General features: G+C 27.1%; 12 protein-coding genes. 4 read left to right on the forward strand and 8 right to left on the reverse strand.

The genetic code is table 4. The features are described 5' to 3' along the window. Nucleotides 1–135: 135 nt before the first annotated feature. A complete protein-coding gene (locus U3G01_RS02705; RefSeq protein ID WP_255030673.1) occupies nt 136–1,713 on the reverse strand; it encodes an ABC transporter ATP-binding protein in 1,578 nt (525 codons plus the stop codon). Beyond that, on the reverse strand, nt 1,697–3,304 hold the full coding sequence (locus U3G01_RS02710; protein ID WP_255030671.1) for an ABC transporter ATP-binding protein: 1,608 nt from the start codon (nt 3,302–3,304) through the stop codon (nt 1,697–1,699). Before U3G01_RS02710 ends, U3G01_RS02705 begins: the two co-directional genes overlap by 17 nt. Before the next feature lie 758 nt (nt 3,305–4,062). Between U3G01_RS02710 and U3G01_RS02715 the strand changes: the two genes are divergently transcribed. Further along, nucleotides 4,063–5,667, forward strand: coding sequence for a CTP synthase (locus U3G01_RS02715; RefSeq protein WP_255030670.1), 1,605 nt, complete (start codon nt 4,063–4,065; stop codon nt 5,665–5,667). 164 nt (nt 5,668–5,831) lie between these two features. Then, nucleotides 5,832–7,490, forward strand: a complete 1,659-nt coding sequence (locus tag U3G01_RS02720; protein WP_255030669.1) for an IS1634 family transposase — start codon at nt 5,832–5,834, stop codon at nt 7,488–7,490. A gap of 170 nt (nt 7,491–7,660) precedes the next feature. Here the strand turns inward: U3G01_RS02720 and pgsA are convergent, their stop codons facing one another. Genes pgsA through rpsP form a run of 6 tightly spaced genes read right to left on the reverse strand, consistent with a single transcriptional unit; the run spans nt 7,661 to nt 12,211 of the window. Further along, nucleotides 7,661–8,245, reverse strand: coding sequence for a CDP-diacylglycerol--glycerol-3-phosphate 3-phosphatidyltransferase (gene pgsA / locus U3G01_RS02725; protein ID WP_255030668.1), 585 nt, complete (start codon nt 8,243–8,245; stop codon nt 7,661–7,663). Beyond that, a complete protein-coding gene (locus U3G01_RS02730) occupies nt 8,230–8,874 on the reverse strand; it encodes an MHJ_0274 family protein (protein WP_255030667.1) in 645 nt (214 codons plus the stop codon). The genes pgsA and U3G01_RS02730 overlap by 16 nt, the downstream gene beginning before the upstream one ends. A 26-nt stretch (nt 8,875–8,900) precedes the next feature. Then, nucleotides 8,901–10,805 carry a type I DNA topoisomerase gene (gene topA, locus U3G01_RS02735; RefSeq protein ID WP_255030666.1) on the reverse strand — a complete coding sequence of 635 codons (1,905 nt, stop codon included), beginning with the start codon at nt 10,803–10,805 and terminating at the stop codon, nt 8,901–8,903. A 15-nt stretch (nt 10,806–10,820) separates the two neighbouring features. Beyond that, nucleotides 10,821–11,183, reverse strand: coding sequence for a 50S ribosomal protein L19 (gene rplS, locus U3G01_RS02740; protein WP_010320873.1), 363 nt, complete (start codon nt 11,181–11,183; stop codon nt 10,821–10,823). A gap of 56 nt (nt 11,184–11,239) precedes the next feature. Next, entirely contained in the window at nt 11,240–11,926 is a 687-nt protein-coding gene (gene trmD / locus U3G01_RS02745) for a tRNA (guanosine(37)-N1)-methyltransferase TrmD (protein WP_010320874.1), read from the reverse strand. A 21-nt stretch (nt 11,927–11,947) separates the two neighbouring features. Next, nucleotides 11,948–12,211, reverse strand: coding sequence for a 30S ribosomal protein S16 (gene rpsP, locus U3G01_RS02750; RefSeq protein ID WP_010320875.1), 264 nt, complete (start codon nt 12,209–12,211; stop codon nt 11,948–11,950). A gap of 1,277 nt (nt 12,212–13,488) precedes the next feature. On the opposite strand from rpsP, the gene rpsD reads away from it, so the two are divergent. Together rpsD and rpiB are read left to right on the forward strand one after the other, a co-directional pair. Next, nucleotides 13,489–14,106 carry a 30S ribosomal protein S4 gene (rpsD, locus tag U3G01_RS02755; RefSeq protein ID WP_010320876.1) on the forward strand — a complete coding sequence of 206 codons (618 nt, stop codon included), beginning with the start codon at nt 13,489–13,491 and terminating at the stop codon, nt 14,104–14,106. Nucleotides 14,107–14,200: 94 nt separating this feature from the next. Beyond that, the gene (rpiB, locus tag U3G01_RS02760) at nt 14,201–14,635 is read left to right on the forward strand and encodes a ribose 5-phosphate isomerase B (RefSeq protein ID WP_044283990.1); all 435 of its coding nucleotides are present in this window, start codon (nt 14,201–14,203) and stop codon (nt 14,633–14,635) included. Nucleotide 14,636 lies beyond the last annotated feature (1 nt).

Genomic DNA, 14,636 nt, shown 5'->3' on the forward strand with positions numbered 1-14,636 from the left:
CTTTAGATAAATTTTATCAAAAAAAATTTACATTAGAACACAAAATACTTAATATTCCCGAAATTGATGGGCAAAAAGCTTCTTTTTTTGCTTGATAAGGTAAAAAATTTTTTCTATTTTTGTGCACTGTCATTTTTAAAATTTTAGACAAAAATCGAATTTTTCAACTAAATTTTGGTCTAAATTATGCAAAACTAACAAGAGTGTAATATCCTGCTCAAGCAGTCAATTTATAAGATTATTAATATTTGATTTGTCAAGATTTGAAAAACCTTCATCGATAATTAATATTTTTTTTGTTTCAAAAACATGACTTGCAAAATTAATTAACTGTTTTTGCCCAACTGATAGATCTGTTTTTTCTTGGTAATTAATTAAATTTTTGTCTTTTAGGTCATTTAAATTAACTAAATTAATTAAATCATTGATTTTTTCAAGATTAGTTTTTGAATAAAAACTAATATTTTCGGCTAAATTACCCTCAATTAAGGTCGGACTATTATCAATAAAACTTATATTTTGAATAATATTTTTATCAGAAATTGTTTTTAAATTAGTTGAATTGAAAAGAATCTCACCTTTATAATCACGCTCGATACCCATTAAAATCTTTAAAAACGTCGATTTTCCAGAGCCATTATCGCCTTGAAGCAAATATTTTTTGCCACCGATAATTTCAAAATTAATATTTTCTAACACCTTTTTGTCTTCATAGTCAAAATTCAAGTTTTTAACGCTAATTTTATGAATTTTTTCTGTAAAATCATCAAAATTCAAGTTTGTTTTAGGCTTATTTTCATTTAATTTAGAATCTTTAAATTGCTTTTTTAGTGATAAATATTGAACACTCACAACAATAAAGGTGTTAAAATTACTGATAAATAACTGATTGGCACTATTGATAGTTACCAAAGCAATAATTGTTGATGCTGGATTTTCATAATAAATTCCTAAAAAAATGATTACTAAATCCGTTAAAATTAAAAATAATTTGCGAATTGTTAAATTTATATTTGTATTAAATTGATCCCACAATCTATATTTTCTTTGCATAAAACTTGCGTTTTTTGATGTTGGTGTTAGGATTTTTTTTAGTAAATGAATTTTACCAAAAAATAAAAATGCCTCAAATTTATTTAATTTTTCGCTAAATTCGCTGTTTAAATTTTCAAGCGAATCTAGTTGTTGTCTAATTTTTTCACTAAAAAATTTTCTAAAAAAAACGGGAAAACTAATTCAAGCCAAAGTCAAACCAAAAACTATTGATCCAATTATTGGATTTATATAAAAAATAGTTGCCAAAATTGCAATAATTGGAAAAATTAAAGAAATAATATAAAAGAAAAACGAAAAAAGTGTTTCACCCTTTATGAAAGCCTCATTAAAAAACAATGAAAAATAGTTTCCAGGCGTATTTTTAACATATTCTTTATATGATAAATTGTTAAATATACTCAATTTTTCTTTAATTAATTTTACCGCACTTAATTGTCCAAAAATTCTTGAAAAAAGCGAATTATAAATAACGGATAAAAGAGAACTAATTATAATTGCAAACATATCTAAGCCTAACCAAATTCACATTTGAACTTGGTTATTATCTAATAAAGCCTGGTATAAAAATCTTTTTGTAACTACCGAAAGACCAGTAAGACAAAATATAAAAAGTGAGTAAAAAATATTAAAAATATGCAATTTAGATATTTTTTTCATGATTATTTTTCTCCAGGTTAATTATTTCATCAAAGCCTAATTTTTGCAAATCACTTATATGATGACTAACAAAAATAATAGTTAATTCAGGATTTTTTAACAATTGACCAATTAAAATATTTGAATAATCCTTCTGAATATTATCAAAAGCTTCATCAATTAATCAAAATTTAATAGAAGAATATTGGAGTCGTGCAAAAACAATTTTTTGTTTTTGACCTTCTGAAAGATTATTAGAACTAATTTGGTCTTCGAAGTCAAAGTCAATTTCTAGTGATTTCAGAATTGAATTTAGCTTTTGATAATCTGGATTTTCTGCAAATAAAGTAATGTTGTTTTTGAGACTTGTATTAAAAATCAAATTTTGGTTATCAATAAGTCCAATTTGATCTCTTAGATATTTTTGATCCAATTCTTTCTGCTCATAGTTATTATTTATTAAGATTTTGCCTTCGTAAGTGTCATAAACTCCGGAAATTATTTTAATTAGGGTGGATTTGCCAGCACCATTTGGCGCTGAAATCAAGTATTTTTTATTTTTTTCGAAAGTAAAATTGAAATTATCAACGATAGTTTTATCCTCAAATTTAAAATTAACATTTTGAAATTTAATACTATTGATAGGTTGTTCAATCATCATTTTCTGTTCTGACAAATTATTATCTTCAACAATTTTGTCATACAAAAATGACGATTGTTTGAATGAAAATAATCCGAGGACGATTTCTCCAATATCAGAATGCAATTGATTTGAGTATAAAAGTAGTGATAGAAAAATCGTCAAACTATAAAAATTATAAAATGTTAAAACTGATATTTCCATTATAATAAATGCTATTGAAATACTAAATAAAACATTTAATCAAACATTTAACTTTGTCAGTTTTTTATACTCTTTTATTTGTTTTTTGGAAAAATTTTTATAACTTGTGTAAAATAATTGTTTAAATTTTTCTATTTTGTTGTGAAAATAGAATGATTTAAATGAATTAAGAAGTCCTAAATTATACTGTGAAAAAATTTCGCTATCTCTTGATAGATTCATGACAGGTTCTGATGCAAAATTGTTAATTTTTTGTTGAAAAAATAGCAAAACTAGACTTAAAATCATGGTCGATAAAATTAAAATTCAACTTCAATTTAATGACAAAACTATCATTAATGAGATTCCACCAAAAATTGATATAAGTGGAGTTATTATGTTTAAAAAGTTACCAATTATTTCTAAAGCAAGTCTAAGATCATAATTAAACCACGAAATCATAGAATTTCTGTTAAATTTCAAGTGAAAATAGGAGCTGTTTTGAATTTTTTTAATAATAATATCGCTTAATTTATTTCTAATATCCATTTCTAAAAGACTGAAAATCCAACCTTTTAGAAATGAAAAAATGATAAAAATTCCAAGCGGTCCTATTAACATAACCAAGGTCAAACCTAAATTAAGAGTAGGTTTTTCTTCGGAAAAAAATTCAATAACAAATTTATAACTAAAAATGTGAACTAAAAGACCTGCTTCTTTTATAAATATTATAAAAATTATTAGTATGAATTTTACTCTTGCTAAGTTGAATAATTTGAAAACGTTCATTTTTTTCTCCACAATTATTCTAATTAAGATAGTATAAACATTTAGGGAAAGTAATTAAGCGAATAGTTCTGAAATTGTTATTATAGAGGCGTAAATTTGGCTTATAATTATTAATTTTTAAATTTTTTGGGGAATATTAACTAAAAAAGCAGAGGTTTTATTAAAAAACTTGTCATTAAATAATGAAATTTTTCTTAATATTTTTCTGCTTTATAACTTAAACATATGAAGTTTCTAAAAAGTTTGTCTAACATGCTCAAAAAATGTAGTTTTGTCTGATTATGGTAATTAATTTAAATCTAGTAATTTCATCACAGGCTCGCAATATTTTTTTCATAATTTTAACATTTTAATAAAATTTTAAGAAGAAAAACTAATAAAATTTTTTATGTTTTTTTATTGGTTATAGGCATTAAATAAAACTAGCTAAATCAAAAAAACTATAAATCTCTTGCATGTAATTAATCTTTCAGTATTTCAAATTAAAACTAAAAAATAGTAAATAATATCTCATTTATTTAAAAAAATCAAGACATTTTTTCTTGGCTTTAATAGTAATTATGTTTTTTTAATCTTTAATAGTGTGAAGAAAATCACCTTTTGTTTAAAAATTAAAAAGTTGAATTTTCTGTGCTAATTCAACATAGAATTTTAGTATTAACTTAAAAATGTTTTCTTGCAAATTATTATGCTAATTTTTTAGCAATTTGTAGGAAAAAATGGAATTTATGGTATAATTTGTTATTAAAGGAAAAATTATGCCAAAATATATTTTTGTCAGCGGTGGAGTTTTATCCGGGATTGGCAAAGGTGTTTCAGTTGCTTCAGTTGCTAATTTATTAAAAAATTGCGGCTATTCGGTTTATATTTTGAAACTGGATCCATATTTAAATGTTGATCCAGGAGTTTTATCACCTTATGAACATGGTGAAGTTTTTGTAACCGCCGATGGTGGTGAAACTGACTTAGATTTAGGTCATTACGAGCGATTTGTTGGTCAAAATTTTTCAAAAGATTCAAATCACACAAGTGGTAAAATTTTACTTTCAATTATTAAAAAAGAAAGAAAAGGTTTTTATCAAGGAAAAACTGTCCAAATAATTCCACATGTAATTGATGAAATTATCTCACGAATCAAAAGTGTTGGTAATAAATACCAAACTGATTTTATTTTAGTCGAAATTGGTGGGACTGTTGGTGATATGGAATCAAATCCGTTTTTCTTTGCAGCCTCACAAATGGCCGCTGAGTCAAATTTTAAAAATGTGTTTTTTATTCACACAACTTACATTCCTTTTTTAAATGCTTCTAATGAATTTAAAACTAAACCGGCTCAGTTTTCTATATCCGAATTAAATTCACGCGGAATTCGGGCAAATTCCATTTTTTTACGTCTTGAACATGATCAAATCGATGATCATGTTGCAAAAAAAGTTGCAAAAAGTGCATTTTTGCCATTAGAAAATGTTATTGTAATTCCGAATCTTAAAAATATTTACCAACTTCCGTTGTTATTAGAAAAAAGCAACCTATTAAATGCTATTTTTTCCCATTTTGAATTAGAACATAGGCAACCTAAATTAGACAAATGGCGAGATTTTACTAATTTATTATTAAAAAAATGAGATAAAACAATAAAAATAGGTGCACTTGGAAAATACACACAATTTTTAGATGCTTATAAGTCAATTTTAGAAGCACTAAAAATAACAGCCGCCTACCAAAAGATAAATTTAGAATTAGAATTTATTAATACCGCTGATCTAAATTTTTCAACTAGTCAATTAAAAAATTTTGATGGTATAATAATTTTGCCAGGTTTTGGTTTTCGTGGATTTGAAAATAAAGTAGAATCTGCTATTTTTACATATCAAAATAATATTCCAACAATTGGAATTTGCCTTGGAATGCAAGCAATGACAGTTGCAATCGCGCGACTAAATGGGATTAAAAACGCACATTCAGCTGAATTTTTAGCAGAAAAACCTAATCAAACAAGCGTTCTTGATTACAACAAAATTGATGGATCTAAACTTCAAATTGGTGGAACTCTTAGACTTGGTGAGTATAAGGTTGTTTTTGCGCAAAATTCCAAAATTGCCCAGATTTATGGAGCTTCTTTTGCATACGAAAGACACCGTCATCGATTTGAAGTGGTTCAAAAATATGTTGACCAACTTGAGAATTCTGACTTTAGTTTTACTGGTCGAGATTCAGTTTCTAATTTAATTGAAGTTTGTGAGTCTAAATCTCATATTTTTTACATTGGTGTCCAATATCATCCTGAATTTGTAACAAGACCGCTAGAATCTCACCCACTTTTTAATAGCTTTTTTGAAACAATTATTAAAAATAAGTACTAAATTATTATTTTCCTGAGTCACTAGTTTGATGGCAAAAATTCACTTTTCAGTGAATATAAAAATGGAAAATACCCGTAAATCAGTGTTTTTTGAATGTAAAACCTTAATTTATATTAATGTCATTTACTAGCATTTTAAGTAATTTTATGGTATAATTATACATTATGAAAAAACAAAATTTGTTTTTATTTAATGTTTGAGGATCTTCAAAAGATAAACCATATAAATATGTTGGCTGAACACAAGGTTATGGCAAAGGTGCAAAACGTTGATTTAGTTTAGGAAATGAGCGGAATTTGGAAAAAATTAATCCAAATGCTGTTCAAATTATCAAAGAAAAATTGAAATTGTTTTCAAATTTAGATGACAAGGAAAAAGTCAAGACTGCTTTACTTGATTCTATTAAAAATTCCACTATAATCGAAGGTTCAGTTCCTGTTGGTGCGGAATTAATTGAAAAATTTATTGAAAAGCACAATATTTTTGAATCACTTCCTAAAAGTAGACATAAAAATATGAAAGAAATTTTTAACTACTGAATTTCAAAGCAGATCACTGATCCAGGCAGCATTATTAATGCTTTTGATAAAAAAGATGACTACTCAAATCAAATAAATACTTCCAAAAATAGCTTTTATAGACTCTTAGATCTTGTCTTTGAGTCACAAAATCAACTTTTAAATAGCGTCAACAAAATGGTTATAAGCGAACTTGGACAAAGGGGCAATGAATTTTATTTTGATTCATCAACAATCTATTTTGAGACATTTGAAAGAAATGGATTAAGAATTCCTGGTTATTCTAAAGGTGCTAAATTCAAAGAAGACCAAATTATCATTGCCTTAGCGTGTGATAAAAATGGAATTCCTTTTCATATTAAAGTTTTTGAAAGAAATACAGCCGATTCTAGTACATTAATCCCTTTTGTATTAGATGTTGAATCCAAATATAAAATCAAAAATATGACAATAATTGCTGACCGTGGGATGTTGACTGCTGCAAATATTCGATTTCTTGAGTCAAAAGAATATAATTTCATTATTTCTTATCATGCAAAGCTAGGTAGCCAAAAATTCAAAAATTATTTACTAGATCCTAGTGATTATGTTGATGTAAATGCCGATTTTAAGTATAAAAAAGAAGAATTTTATTCATCTTATAAGAATAAAAGATACACTGAAAATATTAGAAGAAGAATTATTACTTACAGTAAAAAAAGAGCAAAAAAAGATAGTGAACTTCGCGAAGAGCAAATCCAAAATTTTATTAAAAAACAAAATAAAGATGGTTTTATTGAAGTAAACAAATTGTTTGGTAGAAAACCTAAATATTTTAGGGAAATTTCAAACATGAAATTTGAATTGGATCAAAGTAAAATTGACAAAGACAAACAATTTGATGGTTACTATGTTTATGAAACAAATATACTAAATTTAAATGTGTTAGACATAGTTGAAAAATACCAAAAACAGCAGAATATTGAAGATAATTTTAGAAGTCTAAAAGGTTTATTGAATATTCGCCCTGTATTTTTAAGAATTGACGAGCATGTCCTAGCTCACACTCTTTTGTGTTTTATTTCGCTAGTTATTTTAAAAACTATAATTTTTAAAATCAACAAACATATTAGTGATAACAAGTTATTTCAAAACAGTCAATTAACTGAAGTTGGCTTAGTAACGATGTTGCAAAAATTAAGACAAAGGGTTGAATTTAACACTTTAGATCAGCAAATGATATTTAAAAATCGCGAAGGCGTTCCTAATGACCCGGATATTTGAAATAGGTATGATTTCTACTTTGATATCTTAATAAATCACTAATAAAATTGTAATTAACCTTTGCCAAAAAATTTACAAAAGTGCCTAAAACACGACACTTTTGTAAATTTATCTCATCAAACTGGGAAATTCGGGATTTCTAACAAGACCCCTAGAATCTCAACCACTTTTTAATAGCTTTTTTGAAACTATTATTAAAAATAAGTACTAAATTATTGTTTTTTTACTAATTTAAAGACTGGGGCAACATAATAAATCCCAGAAATTACTGATATAATTGCTGCAAAAATAGTTGTCAAATTAAATAAATAATAGTGTTTTATAAAAATTTCGACACTAATTGAGTATCCAAGGAAAATAATAACAATCGCTAAAATTTGTAAAACTGTCTTTAATTTTCCTAAAAAATTAGCAGCTACGCTAATATTTTTTTTGGCAAGGAAAATACGAAAGCCATCAACAATAATGTCGCGTAAAACAAAAACCAAAACAAGAAATCATGGAGTTAATTCTAAATAAGATAAGAGAAAAAAGGTTGTTGTTGTTAGTATTTTATCAGTTATTGGGTCAAAAATTTTGCCTAATTCTGATTCAAGACTAAATTTTCGGGCAAGGTAACCATCAAGAAAATCGGTGAAACTTGAAGCAACAAAAAAGAAAAACGCTATATAAAATAGCGAAAAATAATTATATTTGGAAAAAAGATAAAGTAAAATAAAAATTATCAAGCTGCCAAGAAGGCGAAAAAAAGTTAAAAAATTAATAAAATAAAATAAAATATCTATTTTTTTCTTCATTTTTTTCAAAAAGGTAGCTTAATCGGTTTTGTCGGGATGCGATTTTGATCAAAATATTGCTGACTTAATGTTGAGAGCTCGTCAATTTGAACTTTTTTTTGTTTTAAATCAGCAATTAAATGACTATAATATTTCAAAAAACGGATTTTTTCGTCATTATATAATCCAAGAATAGTTTTGTCATATTTTTTCAAATAACTTGCAAAATCTGTAAAATAATTAAGTTCCTTAGAATTATGTTTTGTTCATAAATTTGATTTACTTTTGGACAAAATATTTATATTATTGAAAAAAATTTTTTCAGTTTCATATCCTGTTTGAATAATTTGAGAAACAACTTGATCATTTTGGAGAACTTCAAGGTGAACGCGCGCCAAATTGTTTACATCTGACATTTTTAGATTAGCACCAACAACAAAATTTGATACTAAATCAATATTTTTTTCAATTATTACAATAATTCGCGCTAAAAAAATTGCTAAAGTTTTGTTACTTAATTCCTTAAGTTCAGCTTTTTCTATTTTTAGCCGTCTTAATTTAAGACGATTTGAAATAAAACCATAGGCTAAAAATCCGATGATTAGTGTTGTGAGCAATGCAATTACGACTATTAAATTAGTATCAACCATAAATAAAAATTAAAAAATATAGCTATTTATTTTGTTTTTTTCTTAAATTTTGCTTTAAAATTATAGGTATTTTTGCTTTCAGGGTCAGGTTTTAGAAAGCGACATTTAGGAAAACCACTACATGCAATAAAACGCTGTGAAGTTTTTCGATTGTAACGGTAAACCAAATCCAAACTGCATTCAGGACATTTTTCACCAGTTGTTTCAATTTCCATAACTATTTTTTCAAGCGGTTTTGATGAATCTGTAATTTTCTCTATTTGTGTTCAAAAATTATCAAGAAATTCTTTATAATCTTGTTTTCCTTGAGCAATCAAATCAAGTTCTTCTTCAATTTTAGCAGTAAAATTAGTATTAATAATATCTGGTGAAATTTTTAAAAGATTTTCAAGAACTACTCGCCCAAATTCACTCGGAATTAACGCTTTTGACTCACTTTGAACATATAAATGATCTTTAAGTTTTTTAACCGAGATTGCAAACGTTGATGGACGGCCAACTTTGATATCATCTAACTTCTCGATTAAAGTACCATCATTAAATCTTGCCGGTGGTTGGGTTTCGTGTCTGGATTCTTTAATAGTTTTTTCAAAATTTGATTCAACTTCAAATTTTGAGTCAACTAAATTCTCTAATGATTCAAATTCAGGTTTAAATTTTAATTCTGGAAGTTCAGTTGCCTTGAAGTATCCATCAAATACAAATTCTGAAAATGAATAAGTAAAATTGTGTTTTTTTGAGGATGTTTTAAATAATAGGCGAGTAATTTTGCGAACTGGAACTTCCATCATTGCTGAAAGTGTTGTATTATAAACTAATTGATAAATTTGGAAATCTAGTTGACTTAAAGGATATTTTTCTTTTGCTTGTTCAGGGCTAAGTTCTAAATCTGTTGGTCTAATGGCTTCGTGGGCATCTTGATCACCAGCAAATCCCTTAATTGATTTAGCTATATAATTTTGACCAAAATTTTTTGAAATAAAGTCGCGACCCCTTTCAAGAAATGTTTCACTAAGACGAGTTGAATCAGTTCTTGGATAGGAAATTAAACCATGATCACCAAAACCTTCATAAAGTTTTTGGAGAGATAATGAAACAGAAGAAGACGAATATTGCGACATTTTTTTAAAAACAGTCGCTTGTTTTAAAGGTGAAATTTTAGGATCTTTTTTTTGAGAAATCTTAAATTCATCAAGAATTAAAAACGGATTAGCTTTAATTTCATCAGTGATTTCTGCCAGAGATTCTTGGGAAAGAATTCAATCAGATTTTTTGGACTCATTTTCAGGATTAAAGTAATTAACCTCAAAAGAATTGCGTTTTTCGTCTTTTAATAGAACAGAAAGATTAAAATAAACCTCGGGAATAAAAGCTTTAATTTCTTCTTCCCTTTCAACAACTAACTTTAGGCCAATAGATTGAACACGGCCGGCAGCAGGAATTTTAGGCGCATTTTGAATTTTAGTTTTTAACAACGAAGAAAGGCGAAAGCCAATAATTCGATCAAGCATTCGTCTGGTTTGCTGCGAATTTACCAAATTTTGATTGATAAGACCCGGATTTTCAAGAGCAGAAATAATTGCTGGTTTTGTAATTTCGTTATATTTTATCCGTTGATATTTATCAGCAACATTAAGATATTCAACAAGTGAAGCACCAATCGCCTCACCTTCGCGATCAGCATCGGTTGCTATAATGACTGTTTTAGCTTTTTTTGCTAATTTTTTTATTTCAGTTACTGTTTTTCTCTTAGTTTTATCAATTACATAAGAAGGTGTTCAGGTTTTTAAATTAATTCCAAGACCAAATTCACCTGTTTTAGCCAAATTTGTAATGTGGCCAACACAAGATGTTACTGTATAAGATGAATCTAGATAAGATGAAATTGTATTGATTTTATTTGGAGATTCAACAATTATTAGCTTTTCCACGATTTAAGGACAATTTTAACTTTTCAATTCTTTTCTTTTTATTTCTTTAAGACGTGCAGATTTTCCAGAACGTTCCTTCATATAATATAATTTTGCACGACGAACTTTATTTGAACGGACAACCTCAATTTTATCAACAAGTGGAGAATGAAGTAAAAATGTTCTCTCAACACCAACGCCGTGGGAAATTTTACGAACTACAAAGCTTGAAGATAGCCCATTTTTCTTAAATTTAATTACTAAACCTTCAAAAATTTGAATTCTACTTTTATTACCTTCTTGAATTTTAACGTGAACACGAACGTTATCACCTGGCTGAAAAGTTTGGAAATCACGTATTTGGGTTGCTTCAACAATTTCCATTAATCTTGTTTGCATGTCTTACTCCTTAAAATTTTTTTATAGATTTATAAATTATAATAAAAAAAATTTATTTAGCTATTTTTTTCTTTAAATTTTATATACTTTTCTCATAAATCAGGGCGTTTTTTTTGGGTATTAATTTCTCTTTGCTTTTGACGCCAGGATTCAATTTCTTTATGATTGCCTGAAATTAAAACTTCAGGAACTAATAACCCACGAAAATTTGCTGGTCGAGAATATTGAGGATAATCTAATAGAAAATTATTAAAAGTCTCATTATCTAAAGAATTTGGGTTTATTACGTTTGGCTGTAAACGCGAAATTGCATCTATTATTGCCATTGCTGCTATTTCGCCGCCAGTTAAAACAAAATCACCTAAAGACAATTCAAAATCAATGAAATTATCAATAATTCTTTGATCAAAACCTTCATAATGACCACATAAAAGAGTTATTTCTGACTCTTTTGCTAGTTTTTTTGCAATATTTTGGTCAAATTTTTTACCTTGAGGGCTCAAGGCTATTTTTATGCCTCCAACCTTTTCAAGAGCATCAACAACTGGCTGAATTTGCAAAAGCAAGCCAGGACCACCGCCATAAACATAATCATCTACTTTTTGATGCTTATTTTGACTAAAATCGCGAAAATTAATAATATTAACAGATATATCTCCTCTCTGAATTGCCTTTCCAATGATTGATTCAGAAGTAAAGGCTTCAAAATAGCGGGGAAACAATGTTAAAACATTAATTTTCATCTTTTAAGTTTTGAAAGAACTTTATGCTGAGTGTTTTTGTTCTAAAAAAGTTTCAAAAATACCTTTTTTAGAAAAAATAGTTCGCACAGTGTTTGTTGTTTGAGCACCTATATGTAATCAACGATATGTTTTTTCTAAATTAACCCTTGCAACTTTTTTTTGAGGATCATAAAATCCAAGTGATTCAATAAAACGACCATCACGAGGTGCACGCGCATCTGCGACAACTATTTTATAAATTGGATTAAATTTAGAGCCCATTCTTTGAAGACGAATTTTTACCATTTTAGTTCCTTTACTAGCTTTTTGGGTTATTTTCCTTAAGCAATTAAATAATTATATCATAAAATAATAAAAAACAAATTTTTAAATAATTTTTGAGCATGAAAAATCTAAAAAAATTAGGAAACACAGTTAATTTTATTGTTTCTTGAAATATCTCAATATATTGTCTAAGAAACGCGGTTCTAATTTTTTTAACAGCCAATTGTTGCCTATAATATAATGATAAATTTTGTTTTTTTATCGTTTTTATATTTTCTAAAACAATGGAACTTTTTTCAAACCTTTTCATTATAGGATTGATGAGACTAGTTGTGCCAAAATCTTTATTGATAAAATTATTTAAATCTAAATTGTTTCATAAATTTGCAAATTAAAATTGAATAAGGATAGTTTACCATAAATTCTAAATTTTTTAAATTTTTTAAATTTTAACACAAAATTTTAACTTAAAAAGCAAAATTATAAAATATTTAAACAACCTTTTTTAGTTAAAACACGACAAAAATCATAAAAAATACAACTACTATTTAAACTGAATGCAAATAGAAAACTCGTTTTTATTTACATTGAGCCTAAAAAAATATATGAAGTTTTGAAAGAACAATAATTAAAAGCCATAAATTTATAGATTTCTAAACGGGTAAATTTAAGGCATTCCATCATATTCAAAAATATAATGGATAATCCGCATTTTCTGATTTTTTTACGGCAAAAACATAACCAATTCCCCCTTAATTCAATATCAAAATTTATTAATTATTCTTAAGTTTTGCTAATTATAACATAACTTTATTTTTAACCAAGCATTTTTTTTTTTTTTTTTTTGCAAAACCTTAATTTTAAAACTATAAAAATTAAGGTTTTAGCGTCAAAAAACCCGGATTTACGGGTATTTTCTCATATTTATATTCACTTTTTAGTGAATTTTTGCCATCAAACTGGCAAACTCAGGAATTTTGTTAATTATTTTTTTATGGTTAAATATTAACAAAAGGTTTGTGATAATTTCAAGACGGTAAATTTCCTATTAAATAAAATTTAGTCCTCAATGAAATTAAAAATTCGGAAAAATATTGCAAAAATTTTAAACTGTGCTATAATTATTTTGCATTTTTAAATTAACAGCATTAAATATTATTAAAAAAAATTCAAAATTTGTCTAGATTTGTGAGTATCCTGCTGTTGGTGAAAACATTAGATTTTGAATTCATTTAGTAAATATTTAGTTTTCTCTTTTTAGTCTAAAAATGCAAATTAAATTAGTAAAAGGAGAAAAAATGTCACGCTATACAGGCCCAATTTTTAAAAAATCACGTCGTGTTGGCTTTTCTATTCTTGAAACTGGAAAAGAATTTGCAAAAGGTAAACAACGAAAATACGCACCAGGGCAACACGGTCAAAGACGTTCAAAACTTTCAGACTACGGAGTTCACCTTCGTGAAAAACAAAAAGTCCGTTTTATGTACGGTTTATCAGAAAAACAGTTTAGAAATACATATAAAAAAGCAACTAAAAAAACTGGTATTGCCGGAACTTTATTCTTACAGGCACTCGAATCTCGTCTTGATAATTCCGTATATCGCGCAGGGTTTGCCGAAACTCGTCGTCAAGCTCGTCAATTAGTTAGCCACGGTCATTTTTTGGTTAATGGAAAAAAAGTTAATATTCCATCATATCAATTAAGACAAGGTGATACATTTGAATTAACTAAATTAAAAAATGAAAAAATCCGTAAAAACGAGCAAATTTTAACAGCATTAGAAACAAAAACAGCCGCTCCTTGACTTGAAGTTGATAAACAAAATTTCAAAGTTGTTTTTTCTCGTCGTCCGGAACGTTCTGAGTTAAATCAGGAAATTAAAGAATCACTAATTGTTGAGTTCTACAGTAAATAATCTAATATTCTATATAATTGAAAAATCCAAACCTTGATTAGTTTGGATTTTTTTTGTTAAAAAAATGGTATAATTTAACAAAAAAGGGGGAAAAATGCCAAAAAAATTTGCTATATCTTCAGATCATGCCGGTTTTGAGAGAAAAAAAGAAATAATTCAATATCTTGAATCTTTAGGTCATCAAGTAACCGACCTAGGGCCTTATAATGATGAGTCAAGTTCTTATGCAATTTATGGAAAAAAGTTAGCTAATTTTTTGCTTGAAAACGAAAATCAGATTGGAATTGGAATTTGCGGAACTGGACTTGGTATGTCTTATGCACTAAATCGTTTTAAAGGAATTCGCGCGGCAAGAGTAACGAATGAAAATGATGCTTTTTTAGCCAAATTGCATAATAACGCAAATGCTCTAGCTCTTTCAGGTAGATTTAATTCCCTTGAAGAATCTAAAAAAATTATTGATAAATTTTTAGAAGCAGAATACGAAGCGGGGCGTCACCAATCTCGAATTGACGAATTGGACAAATAAA

Origin of the sequence: Mesomycoplasma ovipneumoniae, from assembly GCF_035918255.1 — a bacterium.
Taxonomy (GTDB): domain Bacteria; phylum Bacillota_I; class Bacilli_A; order Mycoplasmatales; family Metamycoplasmataceae; genus Mesomycoplasma; species Mesomycoplasma ovipneumoniae_A.